We start from the raw sequence: 22,888 nt of genomic DNA on the forward strand, positions 1-22,888 counted from the left end.
CAGTCCCGCCGGCCGGCCGGTCCGGCCCGGCCGGTAGCCCGGCAGTTCGGCGGGCCCGGCGCCTAGATTGCGCCGGTTGAGCCCGCGACTCCGCCCAGCAGCGGCGCCATGGCGCGCCATCGGGCGATCTCGCAGCCGTCGGTGCGGCTGAACACGCTGTGTACTTCGCGGCCCAGGAACCAGCCCGTGACCACGGCCACTTGGGGTCCGCCGTACTGCTGCGTGCACATTTTTGGCGGTCCCGGCTTGGGAAAGAAGATGTTCTCCCCGAACCGCTGCACGGCCGCCAGGGCCGCGGCCGCGTCCGGCAGCGTGGACGCCGGGGCGACGCTGCCGCCGTCGGCCGCCAGATGGAAGGTGTACTCCGGCGCTTCCGGTGCCTCCGTCAGGCGGATCGTGAGGTCGATGTCGTGCCGGCTGGGCCGGTCATGGGGGTCGGTCATTGCCGTCCTTCCGTGCTTTCTTGGGATGCAGTGGCCCGGAGCAGTGGGGTGAGTTCGTGCAGCAGCCGCTGGCGCAATTCCTGCGCCTCGGCGGCGAAGGCCCGCTGGTATTCAACGTACTCGGCCTTGCCGTCCGGTGTCTCGATCCGGATGGCCGGGTAGCCCCATTCGGCGAGGTCGTAGGGCGAGGCCTGCATGTCCATGGCGCGGATCCGCCACGAAAGCTCAAAGCAGTCCATGACCAGTTCGCTCGGCAGCACGGGCGCCAGCTTGTAGGCCCACTTGTAGAGATCCATATTGGCGTGCAGGCAGCCGGGCTGTTCCATGGACCGCTGGTTCTCCCGGCTCGGCGCCAGGCCGTTCAGTGGCACGGCATCGGGCGTATAGAAGCGGAAAGCGTCGAAGTGCGAACAGCGGATCCGGTTCTCCTCGACCACCTCGTCCGTGCGCTCGGGCCCCAGCCGCAACTGCAGGTACTCGTGCCGGAGCTCGAATTTGTCCTGCCGGTAGACCATGGCCCACTCGTGCAGCCCGAAGCAGCCGAACTGGGCCGGCCGCGCGGCGGTCCCGGCGAGGATGATCCCGGCGAACCGCAGTGCCTCCCGTCGGTCCCTTAGGAAGGCATCGACGTCGACAGTCACCGCCGGCGACTCTGCCGGCAGGCCGGCGGCCGCGAGTTCGGCGTCGTCGGCCGCGCGGTAATACTTCCAGCCCGTCCGCGCCGCAGCCTCGGGGCCGTAGAGCACGACGCCGGCGCCCGGGTGCCAGCGCAGCAGCTGTCCGGGTTTCTGGGTGTAGTAGGTGAAGAGGAAGTCCTCCACCGGGTGCTTCCGGCCGGCGGAACGCCGCTCGAGGTAGGGATCCGCATAGCGGCGGACGCGTTGGACGTGGGCGGCCTGGCGTGGGAGCCACTCTTCCTGCTGGAGGTGCAAGGGCTTAGCTCGCCCCGCCGGATGAGCCCAGGACGTCCTTGGCGGCGTTCCAAGCGGCGATTTCACAGCCGTCCGTTTGGCTGTAGGTCGCCTGGACCTGGTGTCCGTCCACGACGCCGGTGACGGTCGCCACCTCCGGGCCACCGTAAATGGCGGGCTGCCCCGTCGCCTGCTGTACGGTCGCCTGCTGGGTGCAGACCCGGTCCTTGCCGGCCGGAGCCGGGCTGAGGATGGCCGGGTTCTTCTTGATGGCGATGCACGCTGCGGCGGCGTTGGGGTGCTGGCTTTCGGCCGCAGGCACCCCGTTGTGGCAGACGAGCGTGAAGTTGGCCGCGGTGCCGGTTTCGGACGGTTTGATCATGATGGCGAGTTCGGCGTTGCCCTGTCCCGGGCCGGACGGCAGCGGGACGGCGGAGGGTGGCGGTGCGGGGGACGTCGTCTCTGTGTCCGGCGAAGGGGAGCCGGACGGCGCTGTGGGCGCCGGGCTGGAGGGGGTTCCCGGCGTCGTGCTGGTGGAGGGAGAAGGTGTGGGCCCGCCGTTCGGCGTGCAGGCGGCCAATCCGGCCACGGCCATCAGGACGGCCGCCAGGACAAGTGCCGGGCGGCCCGATTGCGTGCGCATCAGCAGTCCTCCTCTGTTGTGCACAGTCTACCGCCGGGGCGCGTCGTCCGGGCCCGGCCGTGTGGCGGCGATCAGGTCCATCATGGACGCGTGCAGCTGGCCGACCTGTTCACGCGTCAGCCTCAGCCGGGCCATCATGATGCCCGGGACTTCGGTGGCTTGCTCTCGAAGGGCGGCTCCGCGCGGCGTCAGCCGGACATCAAGGGTGCGCTCGTTGCCTTCCATCCGCTGGCGGGTGATGAAGCCGGCAGTCTCGAGACGGCGCAGCAGCGGTGAGATGGTTGCCGGCTCCTGGGCCAGGGCCTCGCTGATGTCGCGGACCGACCGCGGGCTCGCTTCCCAAAGGCACAACATGACGAGGTACTGCGGGTGCGTCAGGCCGAGCTTGTCCAGGACGGGTTTGTAGGCGCCCACGACGCTTCGGGAGGCCACCGTCAGGGCGAAGCAGAGCTGTTGTTCCAGCAGGAGGTCGTCCTGCGCTGCCCGGGCGTCCTGCACTCCCTGCGTGACGTGCCCGCCCTGGATTGCTGGGGTTCCTTCGGTCACACCGACTCCTTCGAATGATTAGTGCACTAATGATTAGCGTACACTGGGAGCATTGTCTTGTTCCCAGGAAAGGATGGCCATGGCCAAGGAAAATGCCGCCGAGAGGTTCATGCGGGCCACCGGGAAGCTCCGGGCCGTGTTCGGGCCAGCCAACCGCAGTGCACTCGGCCACGAGATGACCGATCAGAACAGGCGGCTGCTGGCGATGCGGCAGGCCGAAACTGATCAGTGGGAAACCTTGCACCGGCCCGATGGCAGCACCTATGTGGTGCCCCGAAACCCTGATGACCAATCCCTGCGCTAGGTCCTTTTAGCGGCACCCCACCCGGGCCATTTCCCGCTGCCGGGCGTAAAATGAGGGCACTGACACACCGCAGTGCAGCATCCTGAACCACCCGGGACGAGGAAAGGGGGTGGGACTAGTGACACGTGCTGTCAGAGCTTTCATGGAAAAGACCGACAAGCTGAGGCTCCTGTTCGGGCCCGCAAATCGGGGCGATACGGCGGCGCCTGTAGTGCACCGGCATGACGACTTCGAGCACGCCTCGGAAGACGACCTGTCAGGCTTCGAGGTCGAGACGGACACACAGGGACATCACTACGCTGTCCGTAAAACGGACCTCTGGAAAGAAGAGGTCTGACCTGGCCTGGCCGCAGGCCAGCAGAGATGGGGAAGGGAGCGGCAGGCGCCGCTCCCTTCCCCATTCCTATGCGGTCCGGGCTCCCGCCCAGGCGCGCAGTCGGGTTCTCTGTGCCGATCGGCGGCCGTCCGGCTCCGGAATAACGGCCGGCTAGCGGCCGGTGCCGCCGTAGACCGTGGCCTCGTCCTCGCTGTCGAGGTCAAACGCCCTGTGGATGGCGCGGACAGCGTCGTCGAGCAGGTCTGCGTGGGTGACCACGGAGATGCGGATCTCCGAAGTGGAGATCATGTTGATGTTGATTCCTGCCTCGGAGAGGGCCGCGAAGAAGCGCGCGGACACCCCCGGGTGGGAGCGCATGCCGGCGCCGATCAGCGACAGTTTGCCGATCTTCTCGTTGTATTCGATGCTCTCGAAGCCGATCCGTTCCTGCGCGGCGTGCAGGGCGGCCAGGGCTTCCGCGCCCTCGACGATCGGGAGGGTGAAGGAGATGTCGGTCCGGCCCGTGCCATGCGTGGAAACGTTCTGAACGATCATGTCGATGTTCGAGTGGGCGTCCGCGATGACCTGGAAGATCGCCGCAGCCTTGCCGGGGATGTCCGGTACGCCGACCACCGTGACTTTGGCTTCGGAACGATCGTGTGCAACGCCGGAGATGATTGGCTGCTCCAAGGCAACTCCCTCTTGAGTCGTGATCTTGTCGTCGGCACCTGGCAGGACCCAGGTGCCTTCGTTCTGGCTGAATGAGGATCGGACGTGCAACGGTACACCGAAGCGGCGGGCATATTCGACGCAACGCAGGTGCAGAATCTTAGCGCCGGATGCGGCCAGTTCCAGCATTTCCTCGCTGGAGATGCGGTCGATCTTCTTGGCGGACGGGACGACGCGCGGGTCGGCCGTGTAGACGCCGTCGACGTCGGTGAAGATCTCGCACACATCGGCGTCGAGCGCCGCGGCGAGGGCCACCGCCGTCGTGTCCGAACCGCCGCGGCCGAGCGTCGTGATCTCGTTCGTGGTGTGGCTCATGCCCTGGAATCCGGCCACGATCGCGATGTGCCCCTTGTCCAGGGCGGTGCGGATGCGGTGGGGATCGACGTCGATGATCCGGGCCTTGCCGTGGATGCCGTCGGTGATCATGCCGGCCTGGGATCCGGTGAAGGACTGGGCCGAGGCGCCGAACTTGTTGATGGCCATGGCCAGCAGCGCCATGGAGATGCGTTCCCCGGCGGAAAGGAGCATGTCCATTTCGCGGGCCGGGGCGGAATCGGTCACCTGGCCGGCGAGGTCAAGGAGTTCATCAGTGGTGTCACCCATGGCGGAGACCACCACCACCACCTCGTCGCCGGCGTTCTGGGCGTCCACGACCCTCCGGGCGACGCGCTTGATGCCCTCCGCGTCCGCCACCGAGGAACCGCCAAACTTCTTCACGACAAGGTGCTTGGTGGCGGCGGCCGAGACGGGCAGCGTTTGCGGCTGCGATCCGGGCTGGACTTCGGTAGTGGGCAAACTCATTCGCGCACCCTCACTGGATCATCGGGGTTCTGGGCCAGGCAACCAAACGGCGCGACGGCGTAACTTCTCACCCCAGTTTATCGCCGTGCCGCCCGCGCCGTTGAATTGTGACCGAATGGCAGACACGCGGGGCCTGTCTCCACCGGACATGCCCCTTGCTGGCGGCCAGGAATGGACATGCTCACCCGTTCCCGTGGGACATGCTCACCCGTTCCGCGGGACATGCTCATTCTTGGCGGGCAGGGGTGGGCATTAGGGCATTGTGTCCATTCCCGGGCGTGGGCGCGGGGCATGTCCTCCGGGCTTGGGACTGGGCGCTGGACATGTCCGCTGGTCCGGTGGGGGGAGCGCGGGTGGGGACCGGGCATGCTCGCCCGGTTCCGCGGGACATGCTCTTTCTTGGCGCCCGGGCGTGGGCATAAGGGCATTGTGTCCATTTTTGGACGTGGGGCCTGGACATGTCGTCTGGGCTTGGGACTGGGCGCTGGACATGTCCGCTGGTCCGGCTGGGGGACCGCGGGTGGGGAGTGGACGTGCTCACCGGTTCCGCGGGACATGCTCCACGCTGCTCGCCAGGACCGGGCATGCTCGCCGGGTTCCGCGGGACATGCTCATTCTTGGCGGGCAGGGGTGGGCATAAGGGCATTATGTCCATTTTTGGACGTGGGGCCTGGGCATGTCCTCCGGGCTTGGGACCGGGCGCTGGACATGTCCGTTGGTGGGCAGCCGGCGGGCGGCAGGGGGCAGGTGCTAGCCGCGGTCCAGCCGGTAGCGCCAGGATGGCAGCTGCTTTCCCGCTGTGTCCTCGGCAACCGGGAAGAAGCGGTCCTTCCGGAAGCCCAAGCCCTCCAGCAGCCTGCGCGAGGGGAGATTGGGCTCGTAGACCCCCGCATAAATGGTCTCGCTGTCGCGGGCGCTGAAAAGCCAGTCGACCAGGGCGCCAGCGGCCTCCCGTCCGAGGCCGAGCCCATGGTGATCCGGGTGCAGAACGTAGCCCAGGCTGGCTGACTCTGAGGGAATACGGCCGGGCGCCGGGGGCTCCGCCGTGTTCCAGGTACGGCCGTCCCCAACGACTTCACCGGTGGCCCGGAGTTCGATAGCCCAGCCGAAGTGAAACCACTCGGCAGTGGAGGCTGCCGCCGCGGACAGCGCCTGCTCGAGCCGGGCGCGGTTCTGCTCCGGGGTGAGCGGACCGTGGGACAGGTACCGCGTGGCTGCCGGATGGGCGCGGAATCGGAGCAGGGCGCCGGCGTCGTCGGCTGTCAACGGACGCAGTAGCAGGCGCTCGGTGAGGAGCGGGGCCGGGGTTTCGCTGCCGGTGGCTGCCACCAGTCCGTCAGCTCAGCGCGTTGCGGCGGCCCTCGAAGGCCCGGCCGAGCGTGACTTCGTCGGCGTATTCCAGATCCCCGCCCACCGGCAGGCCGGAAGCGAGTCGGGTGACGGCGATGCCGATCGATTTGAGCATCCTGGCAAGATAAGTCGCGGTGGCCTCGCCCTCCAGGTTGGGGTCGGTGGCGATGATGATTTCCTGGATGGCGCCGTCGTTGAGCCGGGTCAGCAGCTCGCGGATCCGGAGCTGTTCCGGGCCGATGCCGGCGATTGGATTAATCGCGCCGCCCAGCACGTGGTACCGGCCGCGGAACGACCGCGTGCGCTCGACCGCCAGGACGTCCTTGGATTCTTCGACGACGCAGATCACGGAGGGATCCCGGCGCGGGTCACGGCAGATGTTGCACAGTTCCTGCTCCGTGACGTTCCCGCACACCGTGCAGAACTTGACCCGTTCCTTCACGGTGGTGATGGCATCGACGAGCCGTTTCATGTCCTGGGGGTCCGCCTCGAGGATGTGGAAGGCCAGCCGCTGGGCTGACTTGGGCCCCACGCCGGGAAGGCGTCCGAGCTCGTCGATCAGCTCTTGAACTGCGCCTTCGTACACAATGTCCTCGTTCGTTTGGGGTGGGGCCGGGGCCAGCCGGCAGGAGATCTGCTAGAAGCGGGGCGGCAGCGGGCTTCCATCCAGGGAGCGCTCCTCCACCAGTTTCCCGCCCAGAATACGCTCGACGGCGGCCCGGCCGAAGACGCCCGATTCCTCGATCGTTTCGTCGTCGGCGCTGGGGATGTCCTGTACGTACACGGTGGTTGCGGCAGCAGCGCGGGTGGGGGCTTTCGCCCGCCCGGCCTCGGCCTCGGGACTGTTCGACAGCCGCTGGTACAGGCTTTGCCGGCCTGCCGGGGCGGCGGCCTCGGGAACGGCGGCCACCGCAACAGCCTCCGCGACGGCAGCAACGGCAGCGGCGGCCACACGCGGCGCAACAGACTCCGCGACGGCCGGCGCCGGAGCCGCTTCGGCACGGGCGGGGTGGTCCGAGGCCAGTCCGGACGCCGCGGACACGACACCCGCGTACTCCGGGATCTGTGCCGCCGCCGGCTCGTAGTGCACTGGCGCCGGCACCGGCTCGGGTGCCGCGGGCTCGACATCCGGACTCGTGTACCGGCCGAGGTTCGAATCGGTGCCGACCGTCCAGACGCCGGGTGACTGCTCGACGGCGCGGGCCCACGCGTCGGCCGACCCGTCCTGGACTGCGTCCGGCGTCCCGGCCGGGGAACCGGCGGCCTTGGATGCCGGCGCGTCCGGGGACTTGCGGCCCGAAGCCGCTGCCGCTGGCTCGGGGCGGCGCGGGGTGGCGGCGGGTGAAGGATTCCAATCCAGGGGTGGTTCTTCGTCCAGCGGCGGGGCGTCCTCGTCCCGGGGCGGTCCCCAGTCGTCATCGGGGTCGGCATAGGATCCGGAAGCGTCCGAAGGCCGGTCCGATTCGACGGCCGGCTCGGCCGGGGCCTGGGTCTGGGTCTGGGCTGCAGGGGCGGTCGCCTGGGGTTCCGCTGCCGGCGCGGCGGTGGGAGCCTCGGCCTTGGGAACCGGCGCGCCGGTGGGGGCCGGGGTGGATTGGGTCACCGGCACGGCGGCGGCGGGAACGTGCGCCTGGGCCGCTGCCCCCGCGGGGATGGCTTCAGCGGTTTCGTTCGCCGGAGATGCGGGCGGCTGGGGAGCCGGGCTCAGGCCCCAGGCGACGTCGGCCGACGTTGCAGACGTTGCCGGGGTCTCCGGGCTAGCCGGCGCTTTTGGGTTTGGCTCAGAGCTCGCTGGGCTGTTGCTGCCGCCGGCCACGGCCACGATCTGGCAATCGATGCCGATCGTCTTGTGGATCGCCTGCCGGAGGTTTTCGGCGTGGTCGGCCCGGCCGAAGGCCCCCGCCAGCCCCGTGGTGGTGAACGCGAGGGTCAGGACGTGGTCTTCGAAATGGCCGACCTGGGCATTGGGTTCCACCAGTGCCCAAGTGCTGCGCTTGATCTTGGTGAGCGTCTGCAGGATTTCGGGCCATGCACGGCGCAAAACCTCCACGTCGGCTCCAGGTCCGGCGGCAGGACCGGGAACAGGGCTCGAAACCGCGGCAGGCGCCCGACCGGCGTCGGCGCCCGCCGGAGCGGACGGCGCCGGAGCGGACGGTGCAGGGGCGGACGGCGAAGGGGCGGACGCTGCTGGGGCGGCCGGGGCAGCCTCCGGCGCGGCCGCCCGGGCGGGCTCGACTGACTGGGCAGTTGGCGGAGTAGTCTCTGCCGGGGACAGTGCAGACGGCTGCGCGGCGGAGGGAACTGGCGCGGGCCGGCCGGCCGCCGCGGGTTCGTCCACCGGCCAGTCGCTGGTGGTGACCCGCGGTGCGGTCAGCGGTTCCCGGACCGGATCGTCCCGCCGGGCCGGAGCGGGGGCTGAGGCCGGCGGCTGCTCGGCCTGGGGCGGGATGGATGCGGCGTTGGCGGTTGCGGCAGCCGGGGCCGCTGGCGAAGGCGCAGCGGGCGCCTGTGCAGCAGGCGGCTGCGGAGAAGCCATCGGTTCACTGCGACCAGACGAAAGGGCGGCAGGTGCGGGGGTGCCGGCGAGGGGAGCCCCGACGTCGTTCCCGGCGTAGTTCAACCGCCGCTCGACGCGGTCGATCCGGGCCGCGATGCCGCGCTCGGTCTGTTCGGAGCTGGGCAGCAGGATGCGGGCGCACAGCAGTTCCAGATGCAGGCGCGGCGAGGTGGCCCCGGTCATGTCCGTGAGCGCGGTGTTGGTGACGTCCGCGGCGCGGGAGAGCTCGGCCGCCCCGAGGTTGTGCGCTTGGTTCTGCAGGCGGGCGATCTGGTCCGCCGGCATGCCGCGGAGGATGGACTGGGCGCTTTCGGGCATTGCCTGGACGATGATGAGGTCGCGGAACCGCTCCAGCAGGTCTTCGACGAAGCGCCGCGGATCGTGCCCGGTCTGGATGACCCGGTCCACAGCGCGGAATACCGTGGCGGAATCCGACGCGGCGACGGCCTCGACGACGTCGTCCAGGAGGGAGGCGTGCGTGTAGCCCAGCAGGGCGACCGCGAGTTCGTAGTCCAGGCCGTTGGGTCCGGCGCCGGCCATGAGCTGGTCCAGCACGGAGAGGGAGTCGCGCACCGAACCCCCGCCCGCGCGGATGACGAGCGAGAGCACGCCGGGCGCCACGGGGACGTTCTCCTGGGTGCAGAGCAGCTCCAGATACGCCATGAGGGGCTCCGGCGGCACCAACCGGAAGGGGTAGTGGTGCGTGCGGGAGCGGATGGTGCCGATGACCTTGTCCGGCTCCGTGGTGGCGAAGATGAACTTGATGTGTTCCGGCGGTTCTTCGACGATCTTGAGCAGGGCGTTGAATCCGGCCGACGTGACCATGTGGGCTTCGTCGATGATGAAGATTTTGTAGCGGTCCCGGACCGGGGCGTAGGTGGCCCGTTCGCGAAGGTCGCGGGCGTCGTCCACACCGCCGTGGCTGGCTGCATCGATCTCGATGACATCCAGGGAACCGGAGCCGCCGCGGGCGAGCTCGACGCAGCTGGGGCATTTGCCGCAGGGGGTGTCCGTGGGGCCCTCGGCGCAGTTCAGGCAGCGGGCCAGGATTCGGGCCGAGGTGGTTTTGCCGCAGCCGCGGGGGCCGGAAAAGAGGTAGGCGTGGTTCACGCGGTTCTTGCGCAGGGCCGTCATCAGGGGCTCGGTGACATGCTCTTGCCCGATAACGTCCGCGAACGAATCGGGGCGGTATCGACGGTAGAGGGCGGTAGTAACAGTCACAGATAAACCCTACCAATCGGCACAGACATAAAAGACCCCCCATGCACCCGCCAGAGCCCGCTTACCCTTGCTACCTTCCGGTCCTGGGGGAGTTCAACAGGATGACGCCACATGAGGGGCCGTCAGCAAGTTTACCTGACGATTGGGTGTGCCTCGAATTGGCCCGGTTTCGCCCCTCGTCCCCGGCGGGACATGCCCATTTTTCGCGGGCAGGACTGGGCGCATTGGTGCAGGGCGGGGTGTGCATGCTTCATGGGGCATGTCCCCTGTTCGGGGTTGACCGCGCGGGGCATGCCCATTCTTTGTGCACACTGGGCGCATTGGGACCATGTCCAGCCTTCGCGCGGGCTGCGGGGCATGTCCCCTGTTCGGCGTGGGCAACGTGGGGCATGCCCATTTTTCGCGGGCAGGGCTGGGCTGTTTGGGCCTATGTCCAGGCTTCGAGCGGACCGCGGGGCATGTCCCGTGGAAAAGCCCCAGGCCGGGGCGGGGAGGGCTCAATTGGGCGAAGCCGGAAAGTTCAGGTATTCTAGTATCTGCTTTTGATTCAGAAGCTACTGGAGAATTCGCCTAGCGGCCTATGGCGCACGCCTGGAACGCGTGTTGGGTTAACGCCCTCGGGGGTTCAAATCCCCCATTCTCCGCGGTTGGCCCCGGTCCTCGGACCGGGGCCTTTTTGCGTCCCCATGTCGTGCCGTCGCTGCGAGACTATGGCCAGAAAGTGCGCCCGCGCCGTGGCCCAGCCGCCTGCACCCGTGGCACCCGCGGCAGGCTCCTTCGGCCCTGACCCCGAGCGCTGCCTCCGTCCCCGGCCGGCCCGGCACCCAACGCCTGCACCCAACCGCCCAGCGCCAGGCTCAGGCCCTGTAGCCCAGCCGGCGCAGGCGGGCCCGGGCAGCCTGCTCGCTTGGACCCACCCGGCCCAGGGCAAGATGCACCACCGCGAGCGTGACCCGGGTGGCCAGGGTTACCGGCAGCGGAATCGGGCCCAGCCGAGCGGTCCGCAGGCCCAGGAGCTCGCGGTACTTAGGTTCAAGACTGGCGACTGCGGCCGCGAACAGCACCCGGTAGCCAGGCCTGAGCGCGGGGTGGAGGGGCGGGTCGCGAATGAATGCCACCGTCTCGGTGACCCGTTCGTCGCAGCGGAGCTCGCCGTCGTCGTACCAGCGGTCGAGTTGCTGCCGCATTTCCGCTTCGCTTAGGGGAGGGGCGTCCACGCCCATCAGCCGGCCGGCTTGGGCCCACTCGCGGACATAGGCATCGGGTCCGCCAGGAATCGGCCGTCCCCAGAGCTTGTGGGCGGAAAGGAAGGCGTCGGTGAAGGCAATGTGAACCCAGCGGAGCAGTTCGGGATCGTTGGCTGCGTAACTGCGCCGGATGCCGTGGCCGTCCACGAACTCTCCCCGCACCGTCCGGTGAAGGCGAAGCACCCAGTCCGATGCCGCCTTGGCCGTATCCGTGGAGCCATAGGAAACGGTGAAGATCCAGCGGATCGTGCCCGCCAACCGGCCCAGGGGGTCTTCGCGGAAACGTGAGTGATCGTGGACGCCGGCCAACGCGCCGGGGTGGAGCGCCTGCATCAGCAGTGCCCGGATACCCGCCACGATGGTTGGCATGTCCCCGTGCACGGCCCAGACTGCCGAGCCGGGCAAGTGGTAACCGGCGTCGTCGCCCTCGGCAAGGCGCGGCACCCACTCGGGCACGGAATCGCGCGTCCCGGTGAACGTCTGCTTGAGTTCGGCCTGCCATTCCCTCAGGACATTGCGCATCCTTTATTCTTACCCGGCTCAGCGGCGCCCGGCACCTGCAAGTCCGCGGAGGACTACTGGGCCGCCACCTGCCAGCTACTGGGGATATCCGTGGTTCTCCGATTGGTACTGCAATAGGAACGCGCTGACGGTTCACAGGCCGGGCCGTATGTGGTCACATAGGGAGGTAAGTCCGTGAAGATTGGGGTCTGGCGGACATATATTGCGGGAGTCACATCGTGGGAAAACACTGGGGAAACTCATCGAGTGAGCAGTCAGCCAGGGCACGGACCATTGCCGTGCGCTGCGCATCCGGAGGCCTGTGCCTGTCCCTTGCCGTTCTGGCATTCGGTGGCTTTCAGGGGCTGAGCGCCTTCGCGTCCTACGGGCCGCCCGCCGCCATCCCGACCGCCGCCATGCCGCCCGCCGGCGCCGTGGGGCCCGAAACTTTGGACCCGCTGCCCCCCTCCGCCGCGACCGCTGGCCCGGGGACTCCAGGCACTGTCACTGCCGACGCCCGGGCGCTCCTGGCCTTCAGCCGCAGCACGGTGGGCACGATCACCCGGGAAGGAGTGCGTGGCGAGCTCAATGTGACCTCGGCGGCCCTGAGCCGGCCCGCGGCCGGTTTCCTCATGGCCCCGCTGGAATCGCTGGTGCCTTCGTCCCCGTTCGGGCTGCGCACCAGCCCACTGACGGGAGTGGCGGGCGAATTCCACTGGGGCCAGGACTTCGCGGCACCCTGCGGCACCCGGGTCTACTCCGCCGACGCCGGTGTTGTGAGGGCCGTGGGGTGGCACCCGTGGGGCGGCGGCAACCGGGTGGAAATCGACCACGGCAACGGTCTCATCACCACCTACAACCATCTGGAGGCGATCGCGGTCAAGAAGGGCGACTCCGTGCGGGTGGGGGAGGTCATTGGCCGAGTGGGGACCACAGGATCCTCCACCGGCTGCCACCTTCATTTCGAAACGATCCTCAACGGCTCGCACACCGATCCGCGGGACTGGACGTTGCTCCCCATCAAACAGGTGGATCAACTCGGCCCGATAGAGATGACCAGCTACGCACCCGACGCCGGCAAGCCATCCAATACGGGGATTGGCTGGGCGATTCCAGTCCGGGAGGACCTGACCCACGTGGTGGCCGGCGGCGTTCAGGAACAGCCTGCCGCGGTGGCTGCTAAGCCGTCAGGGAGCGCCTCAGCTGCAGCTACCGAAGCCGCCGCCGACAAACCGACGCCGACCGGGACCCGGACGCCGACGCCGACGCCGACAGGAACCCGGACGCCGACGCCGACGCCGGCCGGAACCCGGACGCCGACACCGACGCCGACCGGAACCCGGACGCCGACACCGACGCCGGCCGGCACTGGCTCTGTGACGCCGACACCGACGCCGACCGGCACTGCTGCGACAACCTCACCTGCTGCCCCGACGGGAACGGCCTCCGCGACGCCGACGCCCACCCCCACGGGAACAGCCTCCGCGACGCCGTCAACTCCGGTGCCGGTCGCGCCGTCGGTGAAACCGACGGCCTCCGTGACCGCGACGGCCTCCGCGACCGCGACAGAGGCTGCGGACATGAAGGCGCCCACAGCGCCGCCAAGCTCACCCCTGACGCTGGCCCCGATCACTGTGCCGCCGGCCCCGGTCACCGCGCCGGCCGATAATCCGAAGCCAACGGCGGCCACGCAGTCGGCCACCACAGCTGTGACAACAAAGCCCACGGCAACGCCGACGCCGAGCCGCTAGCGCCCGCGGCGGGGTCCAGGGCACCGGCCAGCGTCGTGTCCGGGATGCGCACCCATACCCGCACGCCTCGGTGCCGGATAATGGGGGGAACAGTTCCGAACCCCTGCCCCGGACCACCGACATCGCGAGGACGCGCACCATGACTGCTCTGCACTCCATTCCCCTGACCCTCATCGACGGGACCGAGACCGATTTTGGCCGTTTCAAGGGAGAGGTGGTCCTGGTGGTCAACGTGGCGTCCGAATGCGGTTTTACGCCGCAGTACGCCGGACTCGAGGCACTGCACAACAAGTTCCGCGGCCAGGGCTTCCAGGTCCTCGGCGTCCCGTGCAACCAGTTCGGCGGACAGGAGCCCGGCGGCGACACCGAGATCGTCGAGTTCTGCCAGCGCAATTTCGGCGTGACCTTCCCGCTGACGGCCAAGGCCAAGGTCCGGGGAAAGAACCAGCACCCGCTCTACGGCGAGCTCACCAAGTTCAAGAACGGAATCCTGCCCGGCCTGGTGAAGTGGAACTTCGAGAAGTTCCTGGTGAACCGCGACGGCGACGTCATCGCCCGCTTTGCGCCCACCGTGGAGCCGGACGCACCGGAGATCATCGAAGCTGTTCAGTCCGCACTGGCCTGAACCGGCCCCGCCCGGCCTAAACCTGCCCGCGCGGCTTTCCGAATCCGCAGCCTCTATCCCAAAGCATCCTTCCCGCCTAGACTGGCCGAACCCTCCAACATTCCGGGCTCATCCACGGCGCAGTCATCCCTGACAGCCGTCCTTCGGCAGTGCGGCCGAGGTGTCCCTGCGGAGGGCGCATCAAACAACTTCGTCAATCACAGCAGGGCCCCGTGTGGGTCCGTGAACGCAGGAGGAACGAGATGACAGGGAACAAAGCCGTTGCCTACAAGGGGCCGGGAAAAGTCGAACTGATAGACATTGACTACCCCACCTTTGAACTCAAGGACGGTCCGGGGGTCAACCCCGCCAACGTGGGCCGGCAGGTGCGCCACGGCGCCATCATCAAGACCGTTGCCACGAACATCTGCGGCTCGGACCAGCACATGGTCCGCGGGCGCACCACGGCCCCTACTGACCTGGTGCTTGGGCACGAGATAACCGGCGAAGTGGTGGAAGTGGGGCCGGACGTTGAATTTATCAAAGTTGGGGACATCTGTTCCGTCCCGTTCAACATCGCCTGCGGGCGCTGCCGGAACTGCAAGGAACGCAAGACGGGCATCTGCCTGAACGTCAACCCCGACCGGCCAGGCAGCGCCTACGGCTATGTGGACATGGGCGGCTGGGTCGGCGGCCAGGCCAACTACGTCCTGGTTCCGTACGCCGATTGGAACCTGTTGAAGTTCCCGGACAAGGACCGGGCCCTTGAAAAAATCATGGACCTGGCCATGCTCTCGGACATCTTCCCGACCGGATTCCATGGCGCGGTCACCGCGGGCGTCGGCCCCGGCTCCACCGTCTACATCGCCGGGGCGGGCCCCGTGGGCCTGGCCGCGGCGACCAGCGCCCAACTGCTGGGTGCCGCCGTCGTGATCGTCGGAGACCTGAACGCGGACCGGTTGGCCCAAGCGCGCAGCTTTGGCTGTGAGACCGTCGACTTGAGCAAGGGCGGCCCGGCGGAGCAGATCGAGCAGCTCCTCGGCGTCCCGGAAGTCGATTGCGGCGTTGATGCGGTGGGCTTCGAGGCCAAGGGCCACGGTGTCGGAGCCCAGGAAGCCCCGGCAACCGTCCTGAACTCCCTCATGGAAGTGACCGCCGCCGGCGGCGCCTTGGGCATTCCCGGGCTCTACGTCACCGGTGATCCGGGCGGCGTGGACGAGGCAGCACAGAAAGGATCGCTGTCGCTCAGCCTCGGAACGGGCTGGGCGAAGTCGCTCAGCTTCACCACGGGACAGTGTCCGGTCATGAAGTACAACCGGCAGCTGATGATGGCAATCCTGCACGACAAGGTACACATCGCCAAGAACGTCAACGCGAAGGCCATTGCCCTGGAGGACGCGCCGAAGGGGTACGCCGAATTCGACGCCGGCGCGGCGACGAAGTTCGTGCTCAACCCGAACGGCTACCTGAGCTAGCGGAAACCCTGAACCCGGCGGCACTGCCCGTCCCGCCCCGCTGAACCGGGGATTCGGGAGTGCTGCCGGGCGGCCGCGCCCCGTATATGCCTGCAGGAGCATATGAGGGTACGCCACCTGTTAACGCGCGATTTTCCAATATGCCTGTCCCAGTTTTTACATTGTTTGCCTAATGTCTGGTTGGATAGTTCTTACTGAGAGGGACACTGGAGGCACCGCTTCCACCCAACCAAGAAGGCAGCAATGGAGCGCATCGAGGCCGAGCACCCCCGGCCACGTCATTTCTTACTTCACCTGAGCGACCCCCATTTGCTGGGGGGTCCGCAACCCCTGCACGGCGTCGTGGACAGCGAAGCCCTGCTCAGGCAACTCTTCGAGGAGGTCCACGCCTCGGGTGCCCGCCCCGAAGCCGTGATCTTCACGGGAGACCTGGCTGATCTCGGCGAACCGGAAGCCTACGCCAAGCTCCGCGCAATCGTGGACCCGGCGTGCAAGGCCTTGGGGGCAAAGGTCATTTGGGCGATGGGCAACCACGACGACCGTGCCAATTTCCGGGCCGGGCTCCTGGACCAGGCCGACAATGACGCGCCGGTGGACCACAGCTACTTCGTCAACGGGCTGCGCATCATCACCCTGGACACCTCCGTTCCCGGCTTCCACCACGGCGAATTGAGCAACGACCAGCTGGATTGGCTCGCCGCTGAACTGGCCACCCCGGCACCGGACGGGACCATCCTTGCCCTGCACCACCCGCCGGTGCCGTCCGTGCTGGATCTTGCCGTGCTCGTGGAGCTCCGGGGCCAGTCGGCGCTTGCCGGTGTCCTGCGCAACTCCGATGTCCGCGCCATCCTGGGCGGCCACCTGCACTACTCGACCACGGCAACATTCGCGGGCATCCCCGTGTCCGTGGCCTCAGCCACCTGCTACACCCAGGACCTGAACGTTCCTGTGGGCGGCACCCGGGGCCGCGACGGCGGGCAGGCGTTCAACCTCGTCCACGTCTACGAACACACGATCGTGCACTCCGTGGCGCTGCTCGGCGACACTCCGGCAGTCGGTGAGCTTGTCTCTCCTGCGGAAGCCCAGCGCCGGATCGCCGCCGCAGGGATTTTCATCCCGGAGCAGGCCAAGCGCGAGGCCCCGGCCCAGACGCCGGCGCAGCGCAGGTTCACCACCCTGAACTGATCCGCTCCCCGACTGGCGCGGCGCCCGCTTTGGTCACGGAACGTTACTTCTCCCAGGGCGCCTTGATGGGGTAGTACTTCTCCAGGAAATCCGTGACCAGCTCGGCCCGCTCTTCCGCCGGGACCTCCGGGAAGCTGCCGTCGTTGAGGCAGAAGAAGTCCATATTCCGCTTGGCCAGGAGCTTGGGCAGGTAGTTCAGGCCCGCCCGGGCCGTGGTGTCCACATATCTCACCCTGGCAGCCGTCTGGGTCACGGCCCGGCCCGTGAGCAGCGCGTAGTAGTGGTAGAACGAGTTGGTCACGGAGATGTTGTCCGCGGCCCGGAACGTGCTCGCGGCCGTCTTGGCAAACTCGGCCGGGAACTCCTGTTCCATCTGCTCGACCACGCTGCGGCGCAGCGGGGCCGCCGTGTGCTCCAGGTGCCGGGTGGTGATGCGGCCGAAGCGGTTCCAGAGCAGCTTGCGGTTTACCCGGGCGGCGTTCTCAAAGCCGCTGCGTTCGGCGTCGTTGTCGCCCAGCCCGATCCGGGTCTCGGCCTCGATGAACTTCGTGATGCCGCCGGGGGTGAAGAACATGTCCGGCCCGACGGCGCGGCCGAAGAACATGTCGTCGTTCGAATACAGGAAGTGCTCGGAGAGCCCCTCGATGTGGTGCAGCTGGCACTCCACGGCCTGCGAATTGTGCGTGGGCAGAACCGAAGTGTCGGCGAAAAACTCCTCGCTGCGGACGATCGTGACGCTGGGGTGGTCCGCCAGCCATGACGGCGCGGGGGAGTCCGTGGCGATGAAGATCCGGCGGATCCACGGCGCAAACATGTAGACCGAGCGCAGGGCGTACTTGAGCTCATCGATCTGGCGGAAGCGGGCCTCGTGGTCATCTCCCTCTCCCACCACCACCCCGGCCATGCGCGCGCGGCGGGCCGCGATGTACTCGGGGGAGCTGCCGTCAACCCATGAGAACACCAGGTCGACGTCGAAGCTGATGTCGCTGGCATGGTCCGCGAACATGTTCTCGATGGTGGGCCACGTGTGGCCATAGCGTTCCACCGTGCCGCGCACCGCGTCCTGGGCCAGCATGGTGCGGCGCGTCAGGGAGTTCTCGATCGGCAGGATCAGCTGGTCGCCCTCGAAGCTCCAGAGCTCCAGCTGGACGCCGGCGGAGGCACCGAATTCCAAGCCGCCCTCCGGCTCCACCCGGGGCCGGTACAGCCGGAAGATCCGGGCCTGGCGGTTCGGCGAAAGCTCGCCGTCGGCCACCAGCACGGAGGACTTCTTCTTGGCGTCCACGCTCATGGAATAGAACGGCTCGTCGCGGCACGCCTCCACGAGCGCGTCGCGGAGTTCCTTGCGGTCCTTCCAGTCGACTGCTACGACCGGGCGGTGGTTGTTGCCGCGGACCAGCAGGTAGCTGATGCCGGCGTCGGCCAGGACGGAACGCAGGAACATCAGGTCCTCGACCATGGCCTGGAACGGCGTGCGGTTCTCGTTGATCAGCGCATAGCGGCCGCGGTGGCGGACAACATCGGAGCGGGTCCGGAATCTGGCGACGGCGGCCGCCGACGTGATCTCGGCGTGGGCGTCCGCGGATGCCTGGCTGCCATAGTAAATCTCGTCTTGGATCGCTGCTTCGGTAATGTCTGATCTCCCGTTTCTTTAAGTACGTTGGTGTCTACTTGCATGATAACGCGGGCCTCAAAATTGCCGCGGGAAACCGGCCGGCACCGGGCGTGCATGACGGCGGAACGTGAACGCGGATTGTGACGGCGGAACGGGCCTCAGCCGGTGACGACGGCCAGCCAGTGGTGCAGGAAGGCGGCACCGGCGTCGTCGTGGATCACGTCCTCGCCGAGCCCCAGATCGGCAGCGGTGAGAACCTCGTAGGGCTTGACCGGGATGCCGTCCGCAGGCCGGACGTCCACGTGCTTCACGGGGTGGTCGTTGTGGTGCAGCCAGTCGGCCATGGCGTAATCCGTGCGGGAATCGCCCACCGTGCGCCAGGCCTGCGGCGTGATGCCCTGCGCGGCCAGGAACTCCACTGCCCGGCTCGCGCCCAGGTCCTTGCCCAGCCGGACCGATTCGATATCGGTGGAGATGATGGTCGGATAGACGCGGAAGTCGATCTGGTCATCCGAATCGGGGACGTGGTGGTCCAGCCGCACCACGCCGAGTCCGTGCCGGGCCATGAGGTCCATGGCGTCGGCGTCGAAGAGTTCCTGCTCGGCCCGGTAATCGGTGTTGGCGACGGCGATGTGCTGCTCCACGGAGACCATGGCCCGCTTGGTTTCGTCGTAGAACATGTGGGCGGAGTAGTCCTCGGCAACCAGGCGGCGGACGTCGTCGCCGAAGGACTGCGGGATGGCGAGCTCACGGTCCACGTGGACAGGCCCGGGGCCTTCCGCCGTGTAGCTGAACCAGACGGCGCCCTTCTCGCAAATGGCGTGGATGAGAGTGCCGGCGGGCATGCCGGCAGCGATCATCGGTTCCATGACCTGCTCGCGGATGAACGCGTCCGACCGGCCCGTGTTGAAGATGACCGGCACGCCCGCGGCGGCCAGGGCTACCAGATCCGCGATGATTCCCGGCTGGACAACGCGGGTCACCGGACTCGCGACCGGACCGTCGACGTCGAGCAGCAGCGCCAGAAGGGGGGCCGACGGCGACGGAACAGGGGCAGTCTCGGGTGAAGTCATACGGCCATTCTGTCAGCCGCGAGAAACGTTTGCGTGAACTGTGCAGAAGATCGACGCCACCCGCGCTGGATGTGACTGGCGGCAGTGCGTCGTGTGACAGATGGTTACTGTTTGGCCACAACCTCACGCCGCCCGCGGACTTTGATTCCTTCGGGCGTCCAAGTTCCATAGGCTGGCATGGTGATATTCAAAGCTGTGGGCGAGGGACGCCCGTACCCCGACCATGGTTACACCACGCCCAAGGACTGGGCGGCCCTGCCGCCGCGTCCGGTTCGGCTTGATGAGCTGGTGACCACGAAGCGCACCTTGGACCTTGAAGCCCTGCTGGCCGAGGACTCCACGTTTTTCGGTGACCTCTTTCCGCACGTCGTGGAATACCGCGGCGTCCTCTACCTTGAAGACGGCCTGCACCGGGCAGTCCGCACCGCGTTGCACCAGCGCACCGCAATCCACGCGCGGGTCCTCGTGATAAATGGCTAGGAAGCCGCCAGACGTCAGAGTCCTGCACGGGCACCGCGTCATCAGTGGCTCCGAGCTGCGGGCCACGTTCGTGGAGCAGGAAGATACGGCAGACAACCCCACCCGGCTGCGGCGCAGAATCCTTCACGGCGTGGTCCTGGTGATGCTTGTCGGCCTGATCGCGACGGCGATCGTGGTGGCCCTCGCCATCATGAACGGCCAGATCAAGCTTCCCGCGGCGGAGCGGAGCAAGGCCGCAGTGTCGGTGTGTCCGAAGGCCACCTACGACTACACGCCACCGGGTAAGGTCCACGTCAACGTCTACAACTCCACGAGCCGCCCGGGCCTGGCCCGGACCGTGGCCAATCAGTTCGCCGCCCGGAAGTTCCTCGTGGGTGCCGTGGGGAACACGACTTCGACCTACCGCGGCGTGGCGCTGATCGTCTCCGGTGCCGCCGGCCAGTCGGCCGCCTTCAGCGTCCAGCGGAACCTGCCCGGCACGGACTATGTCCAGGACGACCGCACGGACCCGAGCGTGGACGTCATCATTACCGGCGACTTCAAGAAACTGGCCAAACCGGAGCTCGTGGACCAGACGCCGGGCCGGCTCAGCTGCCCTCGCGAGGACCGGCGCATCGTGGATGACTCCAGGCTGCCCATCCGGCCGACGGCCAAGCCGACGGCGGGCGTGGCACCGTAGCTGGGGCGCCGCAGTTCGGGGACGCAGTCTCGGGCGCCGCAGCCTAGCTGCTGGCGCTGACCGGCCGGCCGGCGTCGTCGAACCTGGCCCCTGCCCCCAGCTGGATGAACCGCACCGTCCGGGCCAGCCGCGCCTCGGCCTCGGCGTCCTGGCCCGCCCCGTCGCCCCGGGCCGCGCTCGAGGACAGCGTGCCGTGGATGAGCTGGGCGAGCTGGGCGATGTCCGACTCGGGCAGGTAGCCCTGGGCCATGCCGTCGCGCAGGATCCCCCGCAGGAGCACGCTGAGCTCACCAACGTGATCCGCGAGCTTGGCGAACGACGACGGCGAGAGCACGGCCGCCATGGCCGGCCCCGGCGGCAGGTGGCGCCGGCTCAGATCCTCCACCTGGGCCCGGACGTAGACGGCCAGCCGCTCCACCGGGTTCTCCAGCGCATCGAGTGATTCGCGCAGGTCGAGCAGGAACCGCTCCGTCTCATCCAGGGCGTAGGCGATCAAGAGCTCTTCGATGTCCGCGTAGTAGTTATAGACGGCGGTCCGGCCGATCTGGGCGTGGCGCGCGACGTCCGTCATGGTCAGGCCGGGCAGCCCGTGGGTGAAGAGGAGCTCCCCGAACGCGGTCAGGATGCGGCGCTGGGTCTCGGCACGTTGGGCGGCGTTGCTCGCGGCCGAAATCCTGGGCATACGGACACTTTAGCGCGATCTGTCACCAAAGCAGCCGGGTGGCGGACTGTGACACGGCCGGCGCGGAAACTTAGGAGTCGGTGAGTCCGTCATACGTGGACCAGAAGTCGGCCATGGAGCGGGGCTGACCCAGGAGTAGCGCTTCAAGGTAAAGAAGGTGGGTGTGCCAACCAGGCAGGTAGTTGACGGCCTCGTTTCCGAGCCCGTCGTGGTGCAGCGCCAAGTCTGTTGACTCACCGGCTGGAGTGAGCACAATCCTCACATACGAGGGTGGTTCGTCTGGGAACTCCCATGTCATGCTAAGAATTCGCTCCGGTTCACACTCCTGAATACGGCTGGTGCAGAAATAGCCTTCGGCATGCTGAATGGTCACGGAATTGCCGACGACGAATTTCCCAGAAGTCAGTTTCCCCAGCCAGCGTGGCAACGCCTCAGGGTCGGTGAGACCCCACCAGATGTGGTCCGCAGGCACGGCCATCGACCAGCTGTGAGACACCCGTTCATTCGCAGCATGAAGCGAACGACTTATGAGGGGACTGCCCCCGGTTTTGTTGACTCCTTGACCTAGCGAGCGGGTGCTCGTGGAAGGATGTTGACCATGCCTACGGCTTATGGGGCGGAGTTCCGCCAGGATGTTATTGATGTGGCCCGCAAGGGCGGGGCGCCGCTGGCACAGATTGCGAAGGATTTCGGGCTTTCGGTCACGACGTTGAAGCGCTGGATTGCCATTGCCGAGCGTAAGGAATCCGGGGCCGGCCCGGCAGCGGCGGAGTCGGTCGAGATGCGGGAGTTGAGGAAGCGTAACCGCTTGTTGGAGCAGGAGAATGAGATTCTGCGCCGGGCTGCTGCCTATTTGGCGAGGGACATAAACCCAAAATGATCTACCCGCTGGTCACGGATCTTGCCGCCCAGGGAATTCCCGTGGCGGTGACCTGCAGGGTGTTGAAGTTCAGCAAGCAAGGGTACTACCGGTGGAGATCCAGCCCGGTGACGGAACGGGACTGGGCGGATGCCCACCTGGTCAACGCGGCGCTGGACATCCATGACGACGATCCCGCCTTCGGGTACCGGTTCATCGCCGATGAACTCCCGGAGAAAGGCATCACCGCGGGCGAGAACAGGGTGCAGCGTCTGTGCCGGGACCATGGCATCTGGTCGGTGTTTTCGAAGAAGCGTGGCCTGAACCGGAAGCCGGGACCGCCGGTCCACGATGACCTGGTGGAGCGGGACTTCACCGCGGCGGCGCCGAACGAGCTGTGGCTGACCGACATCACTGAGCACCCCACCGGTGAAGGGAAGCTCTACCTCTGCGCGGTGAAGGACGTCTATTCCGGCAGGATCGTCGGATACTCGATGGACTCGCGGATGAAATCCTCGCTGGCCGTGGCCGCACTGGAGAACGCGGTGCGGGCACGCCGCCCGGCAGGAACGGTGGTGCATTCGGATCGGGGATCCCAGTTCCGGTCCCGCCGGTTCGTCGAATCGCTTCGGCACCACGGGCTCACCGGATCGATGGGCCGGGTCGGTGCGTGCGCGGACAACGCCGCGATGGAATCGTTCTTCTCCCTGCTGCAAAAGAACGTCCTGGACCGTCAGCGGTGGCTCACACGGCAGGAACTCCGGCTGGCAATCACAATCTGGATCGAGCGGACCTACCACCGCCGGCGACGGCAACGACGGCTGGGAAAACTAACGCCAATCGAATATGAAACAATCAACCGGACCGCGCTCACAGCGGCCTAAGACCCCGAGTCAACAAAAGCCGGGGCAGTCCC

The 22,888-nt window shown here is 67.5% G+C and carries 22 protein-coding genes, 1 tRNA gene and 1 other RNA gene; 10 read left to right on the forward strand and 14 right to left on the reverse strand.

Annotation, left to right across the window (positions count from 1 at the left end; all coding sequences use genetic code 11):
- Positions 1–62 precede the first annotated feature (62 nt).
- Genes BLS42_RS08835 through BLS42_RS08850 form a run of 4 tightly spaced genes read right to left on the reverse strand, consistent with a single transcriptional unit; the run spans position 63 to position 2,495 of the window.
- On the reverse strand, positions 63–443 hold the full coding sequence (locus BLS42_RS08835; protein ID WP_090579555.1) for a serine protease inhibitor: 381 nt from the start codon (positions 441–443) through the stop codon (positions 63–65).
- Positions 440–1,375, reverse strand: a complete 936-nt coding sequence (locus tag BLS42_RS08840) for a 3-methyladenine DNA glycosylase (RefSeq protein WP_176803283.1) — start codon at positions 1,373–1,375, stop codon at positions 440–442. Before BLS42_RS08840 ends, BLS42_RS08835 begins: the two co-directional genes overlap by 4 nt.
- 4 nt (positions 1,376–1,379) lie before the next feature.
- A complete protein-coding gene (locus tag BLS42_RS08845) occupies positions 1,380–1,997 on the reverse strand; it encodes a serine protease inhibitor (protein WP_090579561.1) in 618 nt (205 codons plus the stop codon).
- A 27-nt stretch (positions 1,998–2,024) separates the two neighbouring features.
- Positions 2,025–2,495, reverse strand: coding sequence for a MarR family winged helix-turn-helix transcriptional regulator (locus tag BLS42_RS08850; RefSeq protein ID WP_090579702.1), 471 nt, complete (start codon positions 2,493–2,495; stop codon positions 2,025–2,027).
- 127 nt (positions 2,496–2,622) lie between these two features.
- Between BLS42_RS08850 and BLS42_RS08855 the strand changes: the two genes are divergently transcribed.
- A complete protein-coding gene (locus BLS42_RS08855) occupies positions 2,623–2,847 on the forward strand; it encodes a hypothetical protein (RefSeq protein WP_090579708.1) in 225 nt (74 codons plus the stop codon).
- Between the two features lie 142 nt (positions 2,848–2,989).
- The gene (locus tag BLS42_RS08860; protein ID WP_090579713.1) at positions 2,990–3,184 is read left to right on the forward strand and encodes a hypothetical protein; all 195 of its coding nucleotides are present in this window, start codon (positions 2,990–2,992) and stop codon (positions 3,182–3,184) included.
- A gap of 150 nt (positions 3,185–3,334) precedes the next feature.
- On the opposite strand, the gene BLS42_RS08865 is transcribed toward BLS42_RS08860, so the two are convergent.
- The 5 genes from BLS42_RS08865 to ffs form a co-directional block, all read right to left on the reverse strand.
- Entirely contained in the window at positions 3,335–4,693 is a 1,359-nt protein-coding gene (locus BLS42_RS08865) for an aspartate kinase (protein ID WP_090579564.1), read from the reverse strand.
- Positions 4,694–5,443: 750 nt separating this feature from the next.
- Entirely contained in the window at positions 5,444–6,022 is a 579-nt protein-coding gene (locus BLS42_RS08870; RefSeq protein WP_176803285.1) for a GNAT family N-acetyltransferase, read from the reverse strand.
- Positions 6,023–6,029: 7 nt separating this feature from the next.
- A complete protein-coding gene (gene recR, locus BLS42_RS08875; RefSeq protein ID WP_090579574.1) occupies positions 6,030–6,629 on the reverse strand; it encodes a recombination mediator RecR in 600 nt (199 codons plus the stop codon).
- Between the two features lie 51 nt (positions 6,630–6,680).
- On the reverse strand, positions 6,681–9,821 hold the full coding sequence (locus BLS42_RS08880; RefSeq protein WP_090579577.1) for a DNA polymerase III subunit gamma and tau: 3,141 nt from the start codon (positions 9,819–9,821) through the stop codon (positions 6,681–6,683).
- A 27-nt stretch (positions 9,822–9,848) separates the two neighbouring features.
- An RNA gene (gene ffs / locus BLS42_RS08885) (signal recognition particle sRNA small type) lies at positions 9,849–9,945 on the reverse strand.
- Between the two features lie 435 nt (positions 9,946–10,380).
- Between ffs and BLS42_RS08890 the strand changes: the two genes are divergently transcribed.
- Positions 10,381–10,465 (forward strand) — tRNA-Ser (locus BLS42_RS08890).
- A 213-nt stretch (positions 10,466–10,678) separates the two neighbouring features.
- On the opposite strand, the gene BLS42_RS08895 is transcribed toward BLS42_RS08890, so the two are convergent.
- Positions 10,679–11,590, reverse strand: a complete 912-nt coding sequence (locus tag BLS42_RS08895; protein WP_090579580.1) for an oxygenase MpaB family protein — start codon at positions 11,588–11,590, stop codon at positions 10,679–10,681.
- Between the two features lie 218 nt (positions 11,591–11,808).
- On the opposite strand from BLS42_RS08895, the gene BLS42_RS20725 reads away from it, so the two are divergent.
- The 4 genes from BLS42_RS20725 (at position 11,809) to BLS42_RS08915 (ending at position 16,584) form a co-directional block, all read left to right on the forward strand.
- On the forward strand, positions 11,809–13,320 hold the full coding sequence (locus BLS42_RS20725) for a M23 family metallopeptidase (RefSeq protein ID WP_305367289.1): 1,512 nt from the start codon (positions 11,809–11,811) through the stop codon (positions 13,318–13,320).
- 139 nt (positions 13,321–13,459) lie between these two features.
- Complete coding sequence (locus BLS42_RS08905) at positions 13,460–13,945, forward strand: glutathione peroxidase (protein ID WP_090579583.1); 486 nt, start codon at positions 13,460–13,462, stop codon at positions 13,943–13,945.
- 242 nt (positions 13,946–14,187) lie between these two features.
- Positions 14,188–15,399: a formaldehyde dehydrogenase, glutathione-independent gene (gene fdhA / locus BLS42_RS08910; RefSeq protein WP_090579587.1), complete on the forward strand. Its 1,212-nt coding sequence runs from the start codon at positions 14,188–14,190 to the stop codon at positions 15,397–15,399.
- A gap of 243 nt (positions 15,400–15,642) precedes the next feature.
- Positions 15,643–16,584 carry a phosphodiesterase gene (locus BLS42_RS08915; protein WP_090579592.1) on the forward strand — a complete coding sequence of 314 codons (942 nt, stop codon included), beginning with the start codon at positions 15,643–15,645 and terminating at the stop codon, positions 16,582–16,584.
- Between the two features lie 43 nt (positions 16,585–16,627).
- On the opposite strand, the gene BLS42_RS08920 is transcribed toward BLS42_RS08915, so the two are convergent.
- Both BLS42_RS08920 and BLS42_RS08925 read right to left on the reverse strand, forming a co-directional pair.
- The gene (locus BLS42_RS08920; protein WP_256336353.1) at positions 16,628–18,202 is read right to left on the reverse strand and encodes a stealth family protein; all 1,575 of its coding nucleotides are present in this window, start codon (positions 18,200–18,202) and stop codon (positions 16,628–16,630) included.
- Between the two features lie 155 nt (positions 18,203–18,357).
- Positions 18,358–19,272, reverse strand: coding sequence for a Cof-type HAD-IIB family hydrolase (locus BLS42_RS08925; protein WP_090579598.1), 915 nt, complete (start codon positions 19,270–19,272; stop codon positions 18,358–18,360).
- A gap of 180 nt (positions 19,273–19,452) precedes the next feature.
- Between BLS42_RS08925 and BLS42_RS08930 the strand changes: the two genes are divergently transcribed.
- Positions 19,453–19,752, forward strand: a complete 300-nt coding sequence (locus BLS42_RS08930) for a type II toxin-antitoxin system VapB family antitoxin (RefSeq protein WP_026266597.1) — start codon at positions 19,453–19,455, stop codon at positions 19,750–19,752.
- A complete protein-coding gene (locus tag BLS42_RS08935) occupies positions 19,745–20,431 on the forward strand; it encodes a LytR C-terminal domain-containing protein (RefSeq protein ID WP_090579600.1) in 687 nt (228 codons plus the stop codon). Before BLS42_RS08930 ends, BLS42_RS08935 begins: the two co-directional genes overlap by 8 nt.
- 43 nt (positions 20,432–20,474) lie before the next feature.
- Here the strand turns inward: BLS42_RS08935 and BLS42_RS08940 are convergent, their stop codons facing one another.
- Positions 20,475–21,113 carry a TetR/AcrR family transcriptional regulator gene (locus BLS42_RS08940; protein ID WP_090579603.1) on the reverse strand — a complete coding sequence of 213 codons (639 nt, stop codon included), beginning with the start codon at positions 21,111–21,113 and terminating at the stop codon, positions 20,475–20,477.
- A gap of 70 nt (positions 21,114–21,183) precedes the next feature.
- Complete coding sequence (locus BLS42_RS08945; RefSeq protein WP_090579606.1) at positions 21,184–21,591, reverse strand: SRPBCC domain-containing protein; 408 nt, start codon at positions 21,589–21,591, stop codon at positions 21,184–21,186.
- A 120-nt stretch (positions 21,592–21,711) separates the two neighbouring features.
- Here BLS42_RS08945 and BLS42_RS08950 point away from each other — a divergent pair.
- A protein-coding gene (locus BLS42_RS08950; protein ID WP_090579609.1) for an IS3 family transposase occupies positions 21,712–22,856 on the forward strand; the annotation gives its coding sequence in 2 pieces (ribosomal slippage) (positions 21,712–21,988 and positions 21,988–22,856; 1,146 coding nt in all).
- The last annotated feature ends 32 nt before the right edge of the window (positions 22,857–22,888 follow it).

Origin of the sequence: Arthrobacter sp. ov407 (assembly GCF_900102895.1) — a bacterium.
In the GTDB taxonomy this organism is placed as follows: Bacteria; Actinomycetota; Actinomycetes; order Actinomycetales; family Micrococcaceae; genus Arthrobacter.